The 18,727-nt window shown below is 40.2% G+C and carries 22 protein-coding genes; 15 read left to right on the plus strand and 7 right to left on the minus strand.

Translation table 11 applies throughout. From position 1 onward, the window contains the following. Positions 1-72: 72 nt before the first annotated feature. The 3 genes from AC0VX1_RS05660 (at position 73) to AC0VX1_RS05670 (ending at position 3,784) form a co-directional block, all read left to right on the plus strand. A complete protein-coding gene (locus tag AC0VX1_RS05660; protein ID WP_475470317.1) occupies positions 73-921 on the plus strand; it encodes a sugar phosphate isomerase/epimerase family protein in 849 nt (282 codons plus the stop codon). Positions 922-1,276: 355 nt separating this feature from the next. After that, entirely contained in the window at positions 1,277-2,893 is a 1,617-nt protein-coding gene (locus AC0VX1_RS05665) for a long-chain fatty acid--CoA ligase (RefSeq protein ID WP_475470319.1), read from the plus strand. Positions 2,894-2,986: 93 nt separating this feature from the next. After that, positions 2,987-3,784 (plus strand): enoyl-CoA hydratase, encoded by a 798-nt coding sequence (locus AC0VX1_RS05670; protein ID WP_034314728.1) that lies wholly within the window; start codon positions 2,987-2,989, stop codon positions 3,782-3,784. A gap of 96 nt (positions 3,785-3,880) precedes the next feature. Here AC0VX1_RS05670 and AC0VX1_RS05675 read toward each other — a convergent pair whose 3' ends face one another. Then, positions 3,881-4,069, minus strand: coding sequence for a YhzD family protein (locus AC0VX1_RS05675; RefSeq protein ID WP_048677954.1), 189 nt, complete (start codon positions 4,067-4,069; stop codon positions 3,881-3,883). A 310-nt stretch (positions 4,070-4,379) separates the two neighbouring features. Here AC0VX1_RS05675 and cysK point away from each other — a divergent pair, with 310 nt between their 5' ends. From cysK to AC0VX1_RS05715, 8 genes are all read left to right on the plus strand, one after another. Then, positions 4,380-5,303: a cysteine synthase A gene (cysK, locus tag AC0VX1_RS05680; RefSeq protein ID WP_034314721.1), complete on the plus strand. Its 924-nt coding sequence runs from the start codon at positions 4,380-4,382 to the stop codon at positions 5,301-5,303. Positions 5,304-5,448: 145 nt separating this feature from the next. After that, the gene (locus tag AC0VX1_RS05685; protein ID WP_475470322.1) at positions 5,449-6,684 is read left to right on the plus strand and encodes a metallophosphoesterase family protein; all 1,236 of its coding nucleotides are present in this window, start codon (positions 5,449-5,451) and stop codon (positions 6,682-6,684) included. 21 nt (positions 6,685-6,705) lie between these two features. Beyond that, positions 6,706-9,726, plus strand: a complete 3,021-nt coding sequence (locus tag AC0VX1_RS05690) for an ATP-binding protein (protein ID WP_475470324.1) — start codon at positions 6,706-6,708, stop codon at positions 9,724-9,726. Positions 9,727-9,761: 35 nt separating this feature from the next. Next, positions 9,762-10,175 (plus strand): hypothetical protein, encoded by a 414-nt coding sequence (locus AC0VX1_RS05695; protein ID WP_413022351.1) that lies wholly within the window; start codon positions 9,762-9,764, stop codon positions 10,173-10,175. A gap of 312 nt (positions 10,176-10,487) precedes the next feature. Continuing rightward, entirely contained in the window at positions 10,488-11,312 is an 825-nt protein-coding gene (locus AC0VX1_RS05700; RefSeq protein ID WP_053534077.1) for an ABC transporter ATP-binding protein, read from the plus strand. 153 nt (positions 11,313-11,465) lie between these two features. Further along, positions 11,466-12,002 (plus strand): (2Fe-2S)-binding protein, encoded by a 537-nt coding sequence (locus AC0VX1_RS05705; RefSeq protein ID WP_475470326.1) that lies wholly within the window; start codon positions 11,466-11,468, stop codon positions 12,000-12,002. 176 nt (positions 12,003-12,178) lie between these two features. Next, positions 12,179-13,117, plus strand: a complete 939-nt coding sequence (gene yhaM / locus AC0VX1_RS05710) for a 3'-5' exoribonuclease YhaM (RefSeq protein ID WP_034314712.1) — start codon at positions 12,179-12,181, stop codon at positions 13,115-13,117. Between the two features lie 99 nt (positions 13,118-13,216). After that, positions 13,217-13,399, plus strand: coding sequence for a sporulation YhaL family protein (locus tag AC0VX1_RS05715; protein ID WP_373567449.1), 183 nt, complete (start codon positions 13,217-13,219; stop codon positions 13,397-13,399). A gap of 55 nt (positions 13,400-13,454) precedes the next feature. Here the strand turns inward: AC0VX1_RS05715 and AC0VX1_RS05720 are convergent, their stop codons facing one another. Continuing rightward, positions 13,455-14,321 (minus strand): peptidylprolyl isomerase, encoded by an 867-nt coding sequence (locus AC0VX1_RS05720; protein WP_034314704.1) that lies wholly within the window; start codon positions 14,319-14,321, stop codon positions 13,455-13,457. Between the two features lie 200 nt (positions 14,322-14,521). Between AC0VX1_RS05720 and AC0VX1_RS05725 the strand changes: the two genes are divergently transcribed. After that, on the plus strand, positions 14,522-14,605 hold the full coding sequence (locus AC0VX1_RS05725) for a YjcZ family sporulation protein (RefSeq protein WP_106026634.1): 84 nt from the start codon (positions 14,522-14,524) through the stop codon (positions 14,603-14,605). Between the two features lie 185 nt (positions 14,606-14,790). Continuing rightward, positions 14,791-14,874, plus strand: coding sequence for a YjcZ family sporulation protein (locus AC0VX1_RS05730; protein ID WP_034314699.1), 84 nt, complete (start codon positions 14,791-14,793; stop codon positions 14,872-14,874). A gap of 111 nt (positions 14,875-14,985) precedes the next feature. Here the strand turns inward: AC0VX1_RS05730 and AC0VX1_RS05735 are convergent, their stop codons facing one another. Together AC0VX1_RS05735 and AC0VX1_RS05740 are read right to left on the minus strand one after the other, a co-directional pair. Further along, a complete protein-coding gene (locus AC0VX1_RS05735; RefSeq protein ID WP_034314696.1) occupies positions 14,986-15,168 on the minus strand; it encodes a hypothetical protein in 183 nt (60 codons plus the stop codon). 108 nt (positions 15,169-15,276) lie between these two features. Further along, positions 15,277-15,816, minus strand: a complete 540-nt coding sequence (locus tag AC0VX1_RS05740; protein ID WP_413009407.1) for a DUF3267 domain-containing protein — start codon at positions 15,814-15,816, stop codon at positions 15,277-15,279. Positions 15,817-16,048: 232 nt separating this feature from the next. Here AC0VX1_RS05740 and AC0VX1_RS05745 point away from each other — a divergent pair, with 232 nt between their 5' ends. Then, the gene (locus AC0VX1_RS05745; protein WP_053534080.1) at positions 16,049-16,375 is read left to right on the plus strand and encodes a DUF1878 family protein; all 327 of its coding nucleotides are present in this window, start codon (positions 16,049-16,051) and stop codon (positions 16,373-16,375) included. Positions 16,376-16,377: 2 nt separating this feature from the next. Here AC0VX1_RS05745 and AC0VX1_RS05750 read toward each other — a convergent pair whose 3' ends face one another. Both AC0VX1_RS05750 and AC0VX1_RS05755 read right to left on the minus strand, forming a co-directional pair. Continuing rightward, positions 16,378-16,956, minus strand: a complete 579-nt coding sequence (locus AC0VX1_RS05750; RefSeq protein ID WP_034314691.1) for an HTH-type transcriptional regulator Hpr — start codon at positions 16,954-16,956, stop codon at positions 16,378-16,380. A 182-nt stretch (positions 16,957-17,138) separates the two neighbouring features. Next, on the minus strand, positions 17,139-17,504 hold the full coding sequence (locus tag AC0VX1_RS05755) for a YtxH domain-containing protein (protein WP_095392002.1): 366 nt from the start codon (positions 17,502-17,504) through the stop codon (positions 17,139-17,141). A gap of 310 nt (positions 17,505-17,814) precedes the next feature. Between AC0VX1_RS05755 and yhzF the strand changes: the two genes are divergently transcribed. Further along, entirely contained in the window at positions 17,815-17,994 is a 180-nt protein-coding gene (gene yhzF / locus AC0VX1_RS05760) for a membrane protein YhzF (RefSeq protein WP_034314687.1), read from the plus strand. 99 nt (positions 17,995-18,093) lie between these two features. Here yhzF and AC0VX1_RS05765 read toward each other — a convergent pair whose 3' ends face one another. Then, positions 18,094-18,612, minus strand: a complete 519-nt coding sequence (locus AC0VX1_RS05765; RefSeq protein ID WP_063577111.1) for a tryptophan transporter — start codon at positions 18,610-18,612, stop codon at positions 18,094-18,096. Positions 18,613-18,727 lie beyond the last annotated feature (115 nt).

Here is an 18,727-nt window from a genome sequence, read left to right on the forward strand (position 1 = left end):
GTTCCATCAGAACAATTATTGTGTGTGTAAGGGATCCGGAATGTACTTACTAACGCATAAGGAGTAAATGATATGAAATTTTCAATATGCAGCTGGATTTTTGGAGATATGCCCATAGATAAGATCATGCGGTTCGTGTCAGGAGCCGGATATGATGCTATAGAAATACGGGCAGCCGTGAATGAATATGACTGGAAAGACATTTTACACCATTCCAGAGAATTGTCATTGGAAATTGGAGGATTGACAGGTGATTCAGCCTGGCCCAACCAAGCACATGACCTGGCTAATGGCCATATTGAAAATCGTCGAAAAGCCATAGACTATTTTAAAAGGCAGATTGAGGCTGTGAAGGAGGTAGAGGGGGAATATCTTGTTGTGTGCCCTTCCGCAGTAGGAAAGACTTCACTGATGGGGTTAAATGGTGAGGACTGGAAATGGGCCGTTGATTCCGTTCAGGAATTAGCCGGAAAGGCATGTGAATTAGATGTCACACTAGTGATTGAACCATTGAATAGATACGAAAGTTGTCTTGTGAACAGTGGGGAAGATGCCTTGCGATTCGTACAGGAAGTGGGAAGTCCAAAGGTGAGGATGCTATTGGATTCATATCATATGAATATGGAAGAAGAAGATTTGGAAACACCATTCCTAAATGCAAAAGAATATCTTGAAATCGTCCATGTAGCAGATAGCAATAGACAAGCTTTGGGTAGAGGTCATCTTGATTTTGGGAAAATCACATCCGGTATTAACCGATCTGGGTTCAATGGGCATATTGTAGTGGAATGCATGGCACAGGGCGCTGATCCTTTTAAAGCAAGTAAAGGATCTCCCGCAATGGATTTAATGTATATATTTGCAGACGAATCCTTGCTCTATTTAAAGGAGCTTACCCATACAAAGCTTCTAAAAAGGTAATTTTAAATTGATTGAAGTTAGGGTGAGTACAGAAAAATAATAATGGGGTATATTTTGTTTTTATAGGTAAGGACTAATGATGGTTTCAATTTCTAAGTCCAATTGACGAAAAAAGGGATCATACCATAAAAAGCGGGACATCGACTAGCCTCCGAAAGTCGTAGATTCTTAGAACGGCTTGCTGAACGATTAGAATATCAAAAAAGGATCTTGTTTAGATCCTTTTTTTATTTGAAAATATCATCAAAATAAAGACAGATTCAAAATAATATAAAAGGTACCTAGGGAAAAAGGATTATTTTTTTTCTGGTCGAATATATAATGAGCATGCTTTTAATATAAGGGGGAGATTGTAATGATGGATACTCCATTGATCATGACTCAAATCATTGAGAGAGCTGAAAAATATTTTCCGAAGAAAGAGGTAGTTTCGCGTACGGATGGTGGCATTCACACATTTACATATGCTGAGATTGCTGAGCGTACAAGAAGGCTGACCAGTAATCTTGAAAAATTCGGTATTCAAACAGGTGACCGTATTGGAACGCTTGCCTGGAATCATCATCGGCATTTAGAAGCTTATTTTGCGATTCCTTGTCATGGTGCTGTCTTACATACAATCAATATGCGTTTGTCCCCTCAACATGTTTCTTATATCGTCAATAGTGCGGAGGATCGATTATTATTGATAGATCCGGATGTCATCCCCCTTTTGGAAGCAATTAAAGATGAGTTAACGACAGTGGAAGGGTATATCATTATGACGGATAAAGATGAGCTGCCTGAAACGACCCTTTCACCTATTTATCATTATGAAAAATTATTAGCCGAAGGAAATCCGAAACAGCCATTCATCCAAACCTTGGATGAAAATGCACCTGCCGGCATATGTTATACGTCCGCCACGACCGGGAACCCCAAAGGTGTGGTTTATTCGCATCGCGGAATTTTACTGCATGCGATTGCACTGGGGCTTGCCGATTCTACAGCAATAAGCGAGCGTGATGTGGCCCTTCCTGTCGTGCCGATGTTTCACGTGAATGCCTGGGGCATGCCTTTTGCCAGTGTTTGGTTTGGAACGAAGATGGTTTTGCCAGGACCCTATTTCACCCCAAAGGTTTTGGCGGAGCTTATAGAGACGGAGAAGGTTACTATCGCAGCAGGGGTTCCGACGATATGGCTGGGCTTATTGAAGGAGCTGGAAGAAGGCAGCCATGATACGAGCAGTATTCGTGCCGTTTTATGCGGAGGGTCGGCTGCTCCGAAAAGCATGATTAAAACCTTTGAACAAAAGTATGGGATACCATTCCTGCATGCATATGGAATGACTGAAACAAGCCCGCTCGTATTTATATCGAAACCCAAAAGCTATCAGGAAGACCTCCCTGAAGAAGAACTTTATGAGTTGAAGGCCAAGCAGGGCCTTGTTTCGCCAATGATTGAAATTAAAGTGATCGGTAAGGATGGCGAAGTGAAGCCTGATGGAAAAGAAATGGGAGAATTGCTGATCAGGGGTCCTTGGATTGCCAATGAGTATTTTAAGGATGAGCGGTCAGGGGATACGTTTAAAGATGGCTGGCTTTATACAGGAGATGTAGTCACGCTTGATGGAGAAGGATTCGTGAAAATCGTTGACCGGACTAAAGATTTGATTAAAAGCGGCGGTGAATGGATATCTTCCGTTGATATAGAGAATGCCTTAATGGCCCATGAAGGAATCTTTGAGGCGGCGGTAATTGCAGTGCCTCACGAAAAGTGGCAGGAACGGCCGATCGCCTGTGTTGTTTTGAAGGAGGCATACAAGGGACAAGTGTCCCAGGAAGACATCATCGAATTTTTAAAACCGCAGTTTGCAAAATGGTGGCTGCCGGATGAAGTGGTCTTTTTGGATGAAATCCCAAAAACCGGCGTTGGGAAGTTTTTGAAAAGGGCATTGCGTGATCAGCTTCAGGATAAATATATCAATAAATAATGGCATATTTGTTTAATTATTACTTTTCACCCTATTCTGAAAATGGTTGATGAATATATAATAGATTCATAGAACGAAAGAGGAGGAAATAAATTGAGTATTGAATCGACATCACCTGCAGGCACGGTTTTAGTCACATATTCGGACAGGACGGCCACTGTTGCAATGAACCGTCCAGAGGCAATGAATTCTCTAAATCCGAAAATGCTGCATGATTTCATTAATGCCCTGAAGGAAGTGAGCGAGAATGATGAAGTGGACGTCGTCATTTTAAAAGGGAATGGGAAAGCGTTTTCCGCTGGTGGTGACATTAAGATGATGCTCTCGCCTGGAAAAGAAAACGCTTTCGATGAGCTGATGGATGGAATCAGTGAATTGGTGACCACCCTATACTTCATGCCTAAATTGACAATCAGTGCCATTCATGGTGCAGCTGCAGGGCTAGGGTTGAGTATTGCTCTTGCAACGGATCATCTTATTGCCGATTCGGAAAGTAAGGTTGCGATGAATTTCATCGGGATTGGATTAATCCCTGATGGCGGCGGACACTTCTTCCTTGAACGCCGTCTTGGTGAAGTGGGTGCGAAAGAATTGATCTGGGAAGGTAAAGTGCTTACAGCGCTTGAAGCAAAAGAAAAGGGCCTCATTCATGAAGTGGCAGACGGAACCTTGGAACATGCGGTAGAGAAAAAAGTGCAATCTTGGCTGCAAAGTCCGGTGCAGGCCATGATTAAAACGAAAAAGATTCTTAGTGAAAAAAATCGCCCGCTATTAATTAAGATGCTTGAGATCGAAAAAGCTGCTCAGATGAAAATGCGCCAAACAGCGGATCACCAAGAGGGAATAAAAGCGTTCGTGGAAAAAAGGAAACCGAACTTCATTGGAAAATGAATAAAAAGGCCGTCACTTTCCAGTGACGGCCTTTTTTATATAAGGAAAGTATGGAAAACTTGATCATATTTTTAGTGATTGCGCTTCCATTTTCAATCAGCGATGAAAAAGCAATAAAGCGCCTGAAGGCGATGTACAGCGATGTGTTTGATCTTGATAGTTTTTTTCCTTCAATAGATTTTGTCCCAATTCTTTTGCTTGTTCATCATTCTCGGCTGTAAATGATTCATCCAATAGTTTTTCCCCTGACGGTTCAAAAACGGTTAATTTGTATATTCTGCTCATTTTCAAAAACTCCCTTATCAAAAATGTTATCAACTGTTATAAAAATTTTATCATTATCTGTCAATTTTGACTATTGTTATGTGAGTGAATCTATTAAGACAAGGAATATTGATACATAGCTGAATATCTTGAAAAAGTTACTATATCGAACTAACTTCTCGTTTTTTTTCCTTTAAGCTTGGAAAGAATGAAAACAAAACCTATTTATACTAGAGGAATTCTCTCTTTAAAATGAAAAATCATAAATGATATAATAAACTTGAATAAAAGTGCATGTTGGAAGTGTATGGATCGAAGGGGGTTTTTTTGAATGACGGTAAAAATCGTTAATAATATCACTGAATTGATAGGAGATACACCTGTTGTTAGGATTAATCATTTAACAGCGGAGGATGACGCTGAGGTATTCGTGAAACTTGAGTATTTCAATCCGAGCCGCAGTGTAAAAGATCGGGCTGCCTTCAATTTAATTAGGCAGGCAGAATTGGATGGTATCATTCAAGCCGGGGCTACGATCATAGAACCAACATCAGGGAATACAGGTATTGGGCTTGCCATGAATGCCGCGGCTAAGGGATATCGGGCGATTATGGTCATGCCGGATAATATGTCGAAAGAAAGAATCAATATATTAAAGGCATACGGAGCGGAAGTTGTCCTCACCCCTGCATCAGAGCGGATGCCGGGAGCCATTCGTAAAGCCGAGGAGCTCGCAGCAGAGATTCCTAATAGCTTTATTCCGCAGCAATTCGAAAACCAAGCCAATCCTGATATTCACAGAGTGACGACAGCAGTCGAGATTCTGGATCAGATGGATGGAGACCTGGATGTTTTTGTCGCTACTGCCGGAACGGGAGGAACGATAACCGGTACAGGTGAAGCCTTGAAAGAACATCTGCCGGATTTAAGGGTTGTCGTTGTCGAGCCTAAGGGTTCCCCAGTCCTTTCCGGAGGAAAGCCTGGTCCCCACAAGTTAGTGGGTACGAGCCCTGGCTTTATCCCTAGCATCTTAAATACAGAGGTATTTGATGAAATCGTTCAAGCGGCTGATGAAGATGCGATTTCCACCATGAAGGATATGGCTTCGAAGGAAGGGATATTGATTGGGCCTTCAGGAGGTGCCTCTGTCTGGACTGCCCTGCAGGAAGCCCGTCGTCTTGGAAGCGGAAAACGAGTATTATGCATTGCACCGGATAATGGTGAACGCTATTTAAGTATGGATATCTTTAATTGATGAAAAAGACCGAATGCCGTGAATGAAACAATGTTCGCCATTCGGTCTTTTTCCTGTTGAATTTGCCCATACTGCATGATGACGTATTAAAATAATAATGTATGGGAAAGTATGTTCTGCTCATGTTAAAATTGAATAGGAAATATTGAAAGAAATCGAGGTGACACTTTTGAGCGGTGTGAAGTTCATTCATGCGGCAGATCTCCATCTGGATAGTCCCTTTTCAGGGTTGAAGGATATGCCGTCATCTATATTAAAGGAATTAAGGGAAAGTCCGTTTAAAGCTTTTCAAACTATCATTAATGAGGCAATTACCCGTCAGGTTGACTTTATCGTGTTATCGGGGGATCTATTTGATGGGGAAAACCGGAGTCTCCGAACACAGGTCCGCTTTCGGACCGAGATGGAAAAACTCCAGCAACATCTAATCCCTGCCTATATCATTCATGGTAACCATGATCACCTCAGCGGCTCATGGATTACTGTGGGGCTGCCGGATAATGTCCACGTATTTTCAGGGCAAACCGAAATGAAACGATTTGAAAAAATCGATGGGACGACTGTCCACCTTTATGGATTCAGTTATCCGCGCCGTCAAGTAAGGGAGAGAATGATCGAAACCTACATAAAAGCTGAAGGGGCCGATTATCATATAGGTCTGCTTCATGGGAATTTGGAAGGCAATTCCGAACATAGCCCGTACGCCCCTTTTTCATTGAAGGAACTTGCTGCCAAAGATTTCGATTACTGGGCATTAGGCCATATTCATAAACATCAGGTTGTTTCGGAAGATCCGCTTGTGATATATCCAGGAAATATTCAAGGCAGGAACAGAAAGGAGTCAGGCGTCAAAGGGTGCATGCTTATAGAATTCGATGGGGACATGAAGCGCCATTCTTTTATTGAAACCTCTGAGGTGATATGGGAAAGCGAAACAATTGAATTATCTGCAGAAGGTGGATTTGATGCCCTGTTCAAACAATGCAAGGAAGTAATTGAACAGAAGGGTATCGATGGGAGAAGCTTTCTTTTGGAGTTGAAACTTGATGCAAATGATGCAGCAGGAGCTTCCGGGGAATATCTTGAAGAATTGACCCGGATTTTGCAGGAAGGGGACCAAGGGGAATCATTTGTCTGGGTGTATAAAATCAAACTCATCCAGTCCATTCCTATGAATAGGTCAAATGAAAGTATATCGCCATTTCTGGCTGAGGTATCCAGGCTTGCTTCTGAATTTGATGATACGGAGGCTGCTCTTGCCCCGCTATACATTCATCAGGGAGCAAGAAGGTTTCTTGATTCAATAGAGCCGGATGAGCAGAGGGAACTGTTGGATGAAGCGGAAAGATGGCTTTTGCACGTTTTTGAAGCGAATAAATGAGTGTAGGGAGGAGCAACGGAATTGATTATTAAAGACCTCCATGTTTATGGTTACGGCAAACTGGAAAATCAGCGTTTTCCTGAACTGGGACAGCTGCAGATTTTCTTTGGGGAAAATGAATCGGGCAAGTCAACCCTCATGTCTTTCATTCATAGTATGCTGTTTGGTTTTCCGACAAAGGTTCAAATCGAACCGCGTTACGAGCCCAAAATGCATGCCAAATATGGGGGAAGGCTCAGCCTCATAACAAAAAAAGACGGGGAAATCGTTATTGAACGTGTGAAGGGAAAAGCTACTGGTGATGTGAAATTGACCTTCGAGGATGGAAGGGTCGGCGGCGAGGAAGAATTGAATGAGATTCTTCATGGCGTTGATAAAAACTATTACCAAGCCATTTTTTCTTTCGACCTTCAAGGTCTGCAGGGATTACATACACTAAGTGAAGGTACGATGAGTAAATATCTGCTTTCAGCCGGGCTGATCGGGAATGATAAACTACTTGAAGCCGAAACGAAATTGCAAAAAGAGCTCGATTCAAGGTTCAAGCCATCAGGCCAAAAACCTTTACTGAATGTGAAAATGAAAGAACTTAAGGAATTGCAGAAAAAGGTGAAAGCATCTGAAGAGGAACAGCAGTCATATACGGCATTACTTCAGGAAGAAGCAAAACTTAAGGAGGAGCTCTCTAAAGTCACGGGGGATATTCAAGAGATTGAAGAAAATCTTGTTAACGTAAGTGCTTTTTTGCGAATTAAACCCTTGGTTGAAGAACAGGGGGAACTAGAGGCTGAAATAAGTAAAATTCCGGATGTGAATTTTCCTGTTGATGGCTTAAAAAGACTTGAACAGCTACAGGCAGTTGGAATCCCCATGAAAGCCCAACTTGCTGCTTTGACTGAGAAAATGAACAAACTAGAGGGGAAACTCACGGAAATCAAAATCAATCCATTCATCAAGGAGCATAAAGAGCAAATTGAACATGCAATCGATCAAGGAACATTGTTGGAGAAGCTCGAGCTGGATATTAGAAAAGCGGAACACGAAAGGCTGTTGGAAGAAAAGAATATCGAAAAGGTGAAGCAGGAATTATTCTTGGATGTTTCTGATGAGGAAATAAGAAAACTGGATATCAGTACATTCATGAAGGAAAAGGTGAAAAGGGCCGAAAGGGAAAAGCATCAGCTCCAAAATGATAAAAAACAGCTCGATGAGAAATATGAACTTCAAAAGGGAAGTCTGGAAACGACAGAAGCCCGCTTGAAGGAGATTAAGGCCCAGTTACTGCCAGATGAAAAAAGAATCGAGCTGGAGTCCTTATACAACAAGCAGAATAACATCGAATTTGAAGCAGCACAATCCCTTATTCTTGATGAACAAATACTTGAACTTGAAAAGCAATTGGGATTACAGAGGAAGAAGGAAGCGGATAATCACAAACGTTCACATATCATGAATGGCAGTTTAATAGTGCTACTATGTTTAGGTGCAATCGGAAGTTATTTCAGTGAACAGATTTTGTTGGGGGTGATACTTCTAGCCGTAGCTGTTCTGTTTGCGGTTTCCAGGTATCTCTTTAAAGGTGATGATATATCGTCCGGGTATATCAGGCAATTGGATGAGATGAAAAGGAAAAGGGCTGCAATTGGGAGTGAAACCAATAAAGGGAGTGAAGGAGAGTCAATGGGGAGGCTGCTTGAATTGGACCAACGTCTCCAAAGGCGCTTTGAAAGTGAAAGTTTCAAATATGAAGAAAGGGAGGAAGCGTTTGAATCGACGATTCAGGAGTATGCCGATTGGGAAGCTAGCAGGGACCGGTTGGATAAAGAATTGAGGAACATCTTAAGCGGTTGGGGTCTGTCTTATCCTGGAATGGAAATCAATCTTGAATCTGTATTTGAACTGCTTGAGAAATGGAAGGAAGCCGTTGATAGGAAATATGAAACAATCAAGAGGCATGATTTTCTCCAGGCAGAATTTGAGGGTAAATCAAAGGCTTTATTTCATTTTGCAAATAGCCTTGATTTTGAAACATCCACATGGAGGGAAGCGATTGGCCAATTGAAACGGGAGTTGAATAAAGCGGTTGAATTCTCCGTTCAGTTAACGCAATGGATGCAGGAAAGAAGTCGTTTGACGAACGAAATCGAGCAGCTGACGATGGAAAATGGCTATCTTGATGCAGAAATGGAAATGCTTTTTAAGTTAGCGAAGGTCAAGGACGAGGAAGAATTCAGGCATGTCGCTGCATTGTCCGAAAAGAAAATCACCTTACAAAAGCAGCTTGATTTGATTACCATTCAAATTGGGCAATCCAGAATGCTGCCTGATCAAATCCAATCTTATTTAAAACAGGGGATCAATACTTATACATTTGAGAATTTAGAACAGCAACGGAAGGATTCCGTAAAGGTGAAATCCTTTTTGTTAGAGAAGCGGGCGGATGCGAAGCATAAGATAAAACAGCTTGAAGTTTCAGGGATTTATGATGATTTACTTCATCGTTTTCATGAAGAAAAAGCTGCTTTTAACGAAGAGGCGAAGGAATGGGCGAAATTGGCAATAGCCAAAAGCTTATTGAATAAAACATTGGACCGATATAAAAGGGAGCGCCTGCCGAAGGTGATCGCTGATGCCGAGCGGCATTTTTCCTTTTTAACGAATGGAAACTATCGGAAAATCATTCTTGATCAGTCGGGAGAAGGGATTTTGGTACAGCGCAGTGATGGTTTGAGTTTCAGGGTTGAAGAGGTCAGCCGCGGGACAGCTGAGCAAATTTATGTTTCCTTAAGGCTCGCACTTGCTGATCATACTTTTGAAAATGATTCATTCCCTCTCATCATTGATGATAGTTTCGTCAATTTTGATGCGGAAAGGACAAAACGGATGCTTGAGTTATTGAAAAAAGTTTCGGAAAAGCGGCAAATCTTATTTTTTACATGCCACCGATATATAATGGAGCACTTTAGTGAAAATCAAGTGATTCGTCTATCCAGCCCCGTATTGCGCCAAAATATGAATGATTTGATCATCCCCGAAATATAATGGGTCTTAAACTATAGATAAAGAGAGTGAAGTCATTGAATAGGAATGAGTTTGTAAGCCGCCATGATTCTTCTTTGGAGTTAATCATCGAAAAGGAGTTTCCTGGTAAACGATGTGTTGGGGGAAAATATTCTGCCATAGGTCATAGCATCACATTATATGAGAGAGATATTGAAATTCAGTGTGAACGCTCCCTAGGCTCGCTTGCAAGGCTTGAGGAATATACATGGGTGATTCTCACACATGAGATGGGGCACGCATTAGACCCCGATCTTGCTGTGCTTAGTGAGGAACTGCACCGTACAGGAAAATCAGAAATCCTTTATCAAATAGAGGTCAATGCATGGAATATTGCAGAAGGAATCATTCCTTTTATCGATCACGATTTATTTACCTTCATTAGGGATGAATCCCTGGAACATTGTACAAATCGCCTGCTTGTCGGATAAAAAGCTCTCCATATGGAGGGCTTTTTTTATTTTCCGCTAAATGGAGTTTGGAAATTCCGATAGTAATTCGCAGAGGGGGAGAATGGACTATCGTTCGGAAGCTACAGGCAGTGATGAATGAAAGTATAATGTGCTGTTTTTTTTAGATTAATGTTTCCAAAGGAAGCTTCATATCTTTAAAGGAGCATTCACTTTAATGAATCATTTAAGAGGAATGGGACATGGAGTTATGGTTTATATTCCTTTTTAAGATTGACAGTGAGAATCATTTTCATTAAAATGGTATTATTAGACTAAAAGGGGAGTATTTTAATGCGACCAGCTATTAACACTCAGTCTTTATCGCTCGGTTATGGTGATAAATTAATAATAAATGATATGAATATAGAAATACCCAAAGGGGAGATCACCGTATTCATCGGTGCTAATGGATGTGGAAAATCAACACTTCTAAGGTCTGTAGCCCGATTGTTAAAACCTCAATCCGGCTCGGTCTTGCTCGAAGGCAAAGCGATCTCAACCATGCCATCGAAGGATGTAGCGAGAAAGATGGCGATTCTTCCGCAATCCCCGGTTGCTCCTGAAGGGCTTACCGTCTATCAACTTGTTAAACAAGGAAGATATCCTTATCAAAGTTGGTTGAAACAGTGGAGTTCCGTGGATGAAGAAAAAGTTCAAAAGGCGATTGAAGCAACGAATCTGACCGATTTAAAGGATCAGGCAGTCGATGAATTATCGGGAGGGCAGAAGCAACGGGCATGGATAGCCATGACGCTTGCTCAGGATACTGATGTCATTTTGTTGGATGAACCGACTACATATCTTGATATGACCCATCAAATCGAGATTTTGGACTTATTGTTCGACTTGAATGAGTTTGAGAACCGAACGATCGTTATGGTGCTTCATGATTTGAATTTAGCTTGCCGTTATGCGGATAATCTGGTGGCACTTAAAAATGGGGCGATACATGCTCAAGGCCGGCCGGAGGATATCATCACGCCTGAATTGGTACAGCATGTATTCAGCATGGAATGTCAAATATCCTTTGATCCAATTTTCGGCAGTCCCATGTGCGTCCCGTTTGGTAAAGGGCGCTACGCACAAACTCAGATAAAAGCGCTGGCCAATGCATAACCTCACACCAGCCATTGAAAAAGAACTTCAGGGATACCGGATATCCTTTCGAGATGTAGCCAAAGTTTCCAAGACCTTCGATCATGCTGATGAGCTTATTCAGTATGCAAAAGCCCGGACTGGGGCGGAAACGTCAAGGATAGCCATTTCAATGTGGTTCAGACGCTATGCTTTTTTGTCACGGCACAATTGTACATGTTAAGCAAACATCGGCTTATCTGGGAAGGCACACTTCAGGACTTTGGTGTTTTGGATGATCCGGAAGGTGAGCATTGGCTCCCGAATTTTTTGCTGAAAACCAACAGGTGGAGAAATGTCACGGAAAAGGAAAGCCCTTCTGCCCTCCATTCCATATTGAACAGATTTGGTGCTGATGCCATTCGCTTCTTTTCCGGAACTTCTAAAATATCGAAACTAGTTCTCTGGGAAAATATTTGGAGCTATACGGTATGGATGTATAGTGAGTTATTGAAGCAAACTGATATAAAGACGCGAGTTGAAAAGGACATTGAAATGCTTCTTGAAGATGAGGTATGGCTGAATATTGAAACGCGTTCCCCCTTTAAACGATTCATTGGGGAAAAAAGTGTTCCGGAGTCCATGAACCCTTATAAACGGGTGACATGCTGTTTATATTACCGAATTGATGGCCAGGAGAAGTGCGCGTATTGTCCGAACAAAAACTGTTGAAATAGATTTGATTGGAGAGCCAGGCTTGGGGTCAAGCCTGGTTTTCTTGTGGAGTGATGAGACGGCAAAGCTTTGGCTTTTCCAGTCCAATGTCTATCACTTATTAACGAAAACTAAACGCACTAACGAGATTGGTATGTTATAATGTTGATATTTAATTGAACGGAGGCAGTCGCATGGGAAATGGGATCATACACTACGGAATTGGTGAAGTAGTAGATATATATATGTACATTAAAACGAGTACAAAAGCGGTGGCAAGTAATGGAAAGCCTTTTTTAACATTGATTTTGTGCGATAAAACCGGCGAGATAGAGGCAAAGCTATGGGATGTTTCCGAGGCTGATGAGAAAACATACTGTGCGGAAGCAACAGTGAAAGTTCAAGGGGAAGTCCAGAATTATCGAGGACGCAGCCAATTGAAAATCCGTAATATTAGAATTACTTCAGATACTGACGGGGTCACGAAAGCCGATTTAATTCAAACGGCTCCTTTAAGTCAGGAAGAAATGATGGAAACCATCACTCAATTTATTTTTGAAATGAGGAATCCGAATATCCAAAGGGTGACTAGGCATCTCATAAAAAAATATCAGAATGAATTCCTGACGTTCCCTGCTGCCACCAAGAACCATCATGAGTATATGTCGGGACTGGCCTATCACGTTGTATCGATGCTAGGGCTGGCTAAGGCCATTTCAACCCTATATCCTTCCCTCAATAAGGATCTTTTGTATGCAGGGGTCATTCTGCATGACCTTGGAAAGGTGCATGAGCTATCTGGACCTGTTTCGACTGTTTATACAGTGGAAGGGAACTTGTTGGGGCATATCACCATCATGGTGAATGAAGTCGGTAAAGCTGCAGAGGAATTGGGCATTGAAGCGGAAGAAATCATGATTCTCAAGCACCTGATATTAAGCCACCATGGTAAAGCTGAGTGGGGCAGTCCCAAGCCGCCGATGGTTAGGGAAGCGGAAGTGCTGCATTATATTGATAATATGGATGCCAAGATAAATATGATGGACCGCGCCTTGGAAAAAGTGAAGCCGGGTGAATTTACGGAAAGAGTCTTCGCGCTCGATAATCGTTCATTCTATAAACCGACATTTTAATGAAATATGCTTCTTTCTCGATGGAGAAAGAAGCATATTTTTTTTGTTCGAGCATATTCTCTAGTAAATGAATAGTAGATTTTTTGGGAGGGAATGGACATGCCAATTTGGATCTGGTTCGTGTTTATTGGAATAATTGTCAGTGCAGTCATGTCAATTTGGACAGCTAGGCAGGAACGCCTCATAGATGATGCTTGGATTGAAAAGGAAGGCCAGAAATACATTGACCGCATGGAAGAAGAGCGTGAGAGGCGTAAAAAGGATATAAATCAGGGAGCATAGCCCGAATGATGAAAAAAAAGCGACAGGTAAAGTCCTGTCGCTTTTTACTATTCAATTATTTTTCAGCTTTGGCTGCGTCACCAGAAGTGATGGCATCTTTTAAATCTTTATCTTTAATCTTCACGTCCGCTTTTTTGACTTCTGAATTCAGAATGTCCTGAACTTTAGTTTGGTCAATTTGAGCGACTTTCAAATCATATTCAAGATCTTTTTTCATATCTTTGTATGATTCTTTTTCTTTTGTATCAAGAAGTTGGATGATGTGGTAGCCATAATCGGATTTAATCGGCTTGCTGATTTCATCTTTCTTCATTTTGTAAGCTTGCTCTTCAAATGCAGGAACCATTTCACCTTGTCCGAACCAGCCTAGCTCCCCGCCTTTTTCAGCTGTGCCTGTGTCCGTTGAATATTCTTTGGCAAGTTTGGCGAAGTCTTCACCTTTGTCCAATTTAGCTTTAACTTCATTGGCCGTTTTTTCGTCTTCCACGAGAATATGTCTCGCTTTGATTTGTGGTTTATAGTCTTCATAAGCTTTTTTCACATCAGCTTCTTTAACTTTTATATCGGCAACGGCTGCTTTTTCTTGAAGCATGCCGATTTTAAGTGCACGTTTAAGATCAGCTTCGCTCTTATATCCGGAAGAGGCCAGGGCCGTTTCGAAATTTTCACCCATTTGCGCTTTAAGTTCGTCCGTTTTAGCTTTAACTTCTTTATCCGTTACTGTATATTTTTCAGAAAGAACTTTTTCATAAACAAGTTCTTGAAGAACGGTTTCACCATAACGGTCTTTCATTACATTGTAAAATTCTTCTTTGGTTATATCCCCCGCTTTAGTTTCCACGACTGCTTCCTTGTCGCTGTTGCATGCTGTAAGTCCGATCAGCCCTGCAGTAACAGCAATCGATAATGCCCACTTCTTCATAAAAACAACTCCTAGTTATAAGTTTCTGGTTTGCTATTTTTTCGTATTTCCACAAAATTAACTATAACATATTCTGGTTACTTTACAAAAAATAATATATTGGTGCATGAATAAGATTTTTTTGAAAAATGGGTATACGCCTACCCGGATATTAATCCATTACATATGATAAATCGAGGACAACAAAAGGGGGTAGCATAATGGGTAATGAATTTAACGGAGGCTTCGCTTTGTTAGTGGTGTTATTCATTTTATTAATAATTGTAGGAGCAGCCTTTTGCTAATCGGCTGCAAAATTACTAATGGAAAGAGCCCACTCCTTTTGCCATGGAGTTGAATAGGATAGGGTAGCCGCTCAACAAAAAAGATTTAAGTGATTTTCAAGCTATGAAAGGAATGGATTCCTTTTGGCGGATATAAGAGTGTGCATTAAATTATTATTACTTAAGAATGGAAGGGAGGAAGATCAATGTCTGGAGGAATAGGTGGAGGCTTTGCTCTAATTGTCGTTCTTTTCATCCTGTTAGTCATCATTGGAGCTTCTTGGTTATAAACTCATAAACAAAAGGCGAAGCTTTTGCTTCGCCCTTTTTCTTTATGTGGATAATGCTCCGGGTATCACCAATGTATGTAACAAATGATGGACATCATTTGTTGCTCATCTCTACGTATACAAAATTTCAATATAGGAGGATAATAACATAATAGTAATTAATACATTAATGGTCCTGAATACTTTAGGCTGCCGGTCTTCAGCAATTTCCTTTTGAATGCATAAAGAGTTTGTCATTCTATTAATATTATAAAGGATCAAAATAGCAAAAATAATAAACCAGAACGAGATCAAAACCTAAAATCCCTCCTTGCAAAACATCATGTATAAATACGATACCAAATTATAATGAAAAAAGATACCTAAAAATCTTAGCAGTCATCATTATGAATGAATAAGGAATCACTTTTGAATAAGTATATCGTATCCTTCGAGATGTTCCTCGATAAAAGAATGCCTTGGGGAACCAAAAAGGTTTTTTATATAAATAAAATCCGATACGCATAAGCCGGTGTGCAGGGATAATAAAATAGTGAAATAATGGATGTAATGCGGAAAACTAAGGGCACAACCAATCAAAGTGACAGACATAATGACGAAAGGCAACACAAGGGTCAAGAGATAAAGATGCTTTCGAATCGGATCATGCACATTGACTCTGCATGTCAACACCAGGTTCCACTTCAAGGACCATGAAGTTTTCACTTTTTTACATAATAATCGTAAAGGTAAATAGTGTAATAGTTTGTGAACAGGATATAATAAGAGCAATAGGCTAAAAAATACCATTGTTTGATCGCCATACAAAATAACATGGGTTGAAAAGACACTTAATAATGTATAGATCAGAACAAAAGACATTAATATAGTAAAAACTGAAAAAAAGAGCAGACGGCAATTCCCATATTGTTTTGCCACGTCAATTGTTTTCCACGAATTCATTTCGAAATCAGCCCTCCAAAGCTGTTGAATATACTTACATACATTACGATGAATGGGTGGAAAAAGCAATGGAATTCTTGGATTATGTTTAAGATGAAATCACTTTTGTGAGTAAGCATGCAATGGGCAGGTTTTGAAATGGGGATCAGGCGGATTACCGAGTGTGAAAAATCAAAAATTGGTTATAAGTCTTTTATGTTAAATTGAATGATTGAATGGGGATTAGTGATGTATGAAAAATATAAATGAAGAAATGGAAATACTCCGTTTTCATCAACGGCTTTTATTAAACCTTATACGCAATCCGGAGGCCAAGTTGGACTATCTATTTGTGGAAAAAAATTTCACGAAAAAGGAAGCGGAAGAATTATTGGAAACATGTGATATCTTGAGCAAACGCTATGAAATAGAAAAAGCGGAAGGGTATATGAACTTTCGACCGCTTTTTAATCAATTTGAAAGAAAGGTTAATCCAAAAATAACTACAAAGGAATGCATTGATGCATGCATCTCACAAGGTTTATATGTATCATTCATGAAGGAAATGGATAGAGTATGAGATTAAACTGGCTCAGTTTCTTTCTCTATCTTTTTTTTTGTGATTTTACCCTCCACGTCCGTAAACTCCTGATCGATGTTATCGAAGGAACGTTCAAAGATTTGCATGAAGTCTTCACCGTATATATTTCGGATGATGGCCATCATTTCAATCATATCCGGAAACTTGCCATAAAGCTCACGCAATGGAAGTGCACCCGAGAAAGCGGAGTTCTTACTTGGGTCGTATGTCTCCATTAAATCAAGGAGAATTTTTTCACCTTCCGCTGTGATCTCTATATACGTATTCCTTTTGTCATTTTCCTTTTTTGAAAATGTTAAGTATCCGCGTTCCTCTAATTTTTTTGAAAAGTTAAATGCGGTAGAAACATGCATGACCCCAAATTTTGCAACATCTGAAATGGAAGATCCATTAAGATGGTAAGCAATCCAAAGAATATGGTGCTCATTGATGTTTAAATCATAGGGCTTGATCCATTGCTGCCAATCTTTTTCAATCGATTTCCATAATGCTTTGCTTAATTGTGCAATTCGTTGACTAAAAATCATTGCTTCTTTCATAGAATAATTTTTATTCTGCATATTATGGGCTCACCTACTTATAAGATTCTATATATTTATTATGACAATAAAATAAAAATTAATAAAGAAAAATATTTGCAAAATTTTTAGAAAATTTTAGTTTTTTAATGAATTCTCCATTCTTATCCAATAAATCATGTAATTTATTGGGAAAAATGGAGAATCAAGCTTGTGTGACGATGTCAGCTATTTTTAGAAGTAGGGGCGGCCGCTTCCAATTCTTTCAATGAATTTTCAATTTCCTGAACGTTCTTCAATAATTCATTCTTATTGGGTTCGATTTCCCGCTTCCAGTTCTCGATGACGACCTGAACATCCGAAATGAATGTTTTTACCGTTTCTTTGCTGATTTGTGAAGCTTCCATCGTGTCATCTTTAATATTCTGCATTTTTACCTTTAATTCATCAATTGTAGTCTTAATTTCGTCGGTATTCGTCTTGATGCGGGTCCGTAGGTCTTTACCTGAACTTGGTGTCGAAAGTAAGGTTGCCGCACCAGCTACTACTGTTCCGGTCAAAAAGCCAATTAGTAATGATTTTGCTTTCATTAGGATCACCTCATTTTATAATATGTTTTCGCTTTCCATGGTCTTAATCCCTGCTGCATCAATTGGAAATTATGATAAATAGGGAGAGAAATACTATTGATATCAAAATACCATAATTTTCATCCTTATGGAAGAGAATCGACCATTTTATCTTTATATCACAAAAATATTTTTTTAAACTTAGAGAGTAAATATATAATATTTAAAAATAACTTGAAGCTTTAATAATAATGCTTCATATAAAGGGAAGAGCGGCATATAGATAATAAAAACAAGCTGTCGGAACTTGGATGGCACTGGTGGGTTAATAATGAAAATCATTTTTTTATTAGGCCTGGTATGCCTGTGCGGAATGGGGTATTTTCTAAGGCAAGCTAAATCTCCTGGCATCTATCCGCCTAGGAGGGTGCTCCAGGCTAGAGCCTTCGCTATGGGTCTCCCCGGGGTTTTACTGCTTTTCATTTGGTTTATGTGGATATTGATTCATTGACCATTGGAGGATGATTCTGACTAGAATTCCAGATTCATATGATTGGAAAAAAAAGCACCGGACTGTCCGGTGCTTTTTTAGGTATGATGATCCTGCTGCTTAAGCATTAATGGGTATATTTGATTTTCTTACGATGCCGTTCACAATTGGATAAATGATGACCATCGCAACTGTATTTAACAATACGGCAGGAAGCACAACAGCTCCGAAAAGTGCAACGAAAGGCCCTGGAAGGGAAACGATATAATAAGCCGAACCAAGGAAGACAGCGCCGGAAATCAATGTTCCAACGGCAGTCAAGATACTGACGGTGACAACGGATGTTGAAAACTTCTTTAGACTGATGAATAAAAGGTAAAACAGAAAGGCTGTTGCCAATTTGTCTATGATATTTGGGATCTGTCCTGCTGGAAATGTAGTTGTCATGGCAGAGATGGCTCCTGCTGCCAGGGCGACAATGAATACATTCTTCTTAGCGGGAAACAGGGTAATCGCCAAAAACATCATCAACAGCATCATATCCGGTTTCATTCCAAGGAAGAATCCAGGTATGATAAAATGCAGGGCAGCCCCAATCCCGATTAATAGGGACAGTGACACAAGGGTTTTCGTTTTCATTTACTCATCTCTCCTATTCTCATCTCAACTAACAGCTTTTCTTCAACAATGCACTATTGCTTGTTGCAAGAAGTTTAAAATAGTATATCATAAGACCTATTTTTTTAGAAGTTAT

The sequence above is a fragment of the Peribacillus sp. QJM3NY_7 genome (assembly GCF_056173225.1).

Bases quoted from the DNA above. Each gene is read 5' to 3' on its own strand.
- AC0VX1_RS05660 (WP_475470317.1), top strand. From the start codon at position 73: ATGAAATTTTCAATATGCAGCTGGATTTTTGGAGATATGCCCATAGAT.
- AC0VX1_RS05665 (WP_475470319.1), top strand. From the start codon at position 1,277: ATGATGGATACTCCATTGATCATGACTCAAATCATTGAGAGAGCTGAA.
- AC0VX1_RS05675 (WP_048677954.1), bottom strand. From the start codon at position 4,069: ATGAGCAGAATATACAAATTAACCGTTTTTGAACCGTCAGGGGAAAAA.
- cysK (WP_034314721.1), top strand. From the start codon at position 4,380: ATGACGGTAAAAATCGTTAATAATATCACTGAATTGATAGGAGATACA.
- AC0VX1_RS05700 (WP_053534077.1), top strand. From the start codon at position 10,488: ATGCGACCAGCTATTAACACTCAGTCTTTATCGCTCGGTTATGGTGAT.
- yhaM (WP_034314712.1), top strand. From the start codon at position 12,179: ATGGGAAATGGGATCATACACTACGGAATTGGTGAAGTAGTAGATATA.
- AC0VX1_RS05715 (WP_373567449.1), top strand. From the start codon at position 13,217: ATGCCAATTTGGATCTGGTTCGTGTTTATTGGAATAATTGTCAGTGCA.
- AC0VX1_RS05720 (WP_034314704.1), bottom strand. From the start codon at position 14,321: ATGAAGAAGTGGGCATTATCGATTGCTGTTACTGCAGGGCTGATCGGA.
- AC0VX1_RS05725 (WP_106026634.1), top strand. From the start codon at position 14,522: ATGGGTAATGAATTTAACGGAGGCTTCGCTTTGTTAGTGGTGTTATTC.
- AC0VX1_RS05730 (WP_034314699.1), top strand. From the start codon at position 14,791: ATGTCTGGAGGAATAGGTGGAGGCTTTGCTCTAATTGTCGTTCTTTTC.
- AC0VX1_RS05740 (WP_413009407.1), bottom strand. From the start codon at position 15,816: ATGAATTCGTGGAAAACAATTGACGTGGCAAAACAATATGGGAATTGC.
- AC0VX1_RS05745 (WP_053534080.1), top strand. From the start codon at position 16,049: ATGAAAAATATAAATGAAGAAATGGAAATACTCCGTTTTCATCAACGG.
- AC0VX1_RS05750 (WP_034314691.1), bottom strand. From the start codon at position 16,956: ATGCAGAATAAAAATTATTCTATGAAAGAAGCAATGATTTTTAGTCAA.
- AC0VX1_RS05755 (WP_095392002.1), bottom strand. From the start codon at position 17,504: ATGAAAGCAAAATCATTACTAATTGGCTTTTTGACCGGAACAGTAGTA.
- yhzF (WP_034314687.1), top strand. From the start codon at position 17,815: ATGAAAATCATTTTTTTATTAGGCCTGGTATGCCTGTGCGGAATGGGG.
- AC0VX1_RS05765 (WP_063577111.1), bottom strand. From the start codon at position 18,612: ATGAAAACGAAAACCCTTGTGTCACTGTCCCTATTAATCGGGATTGGG.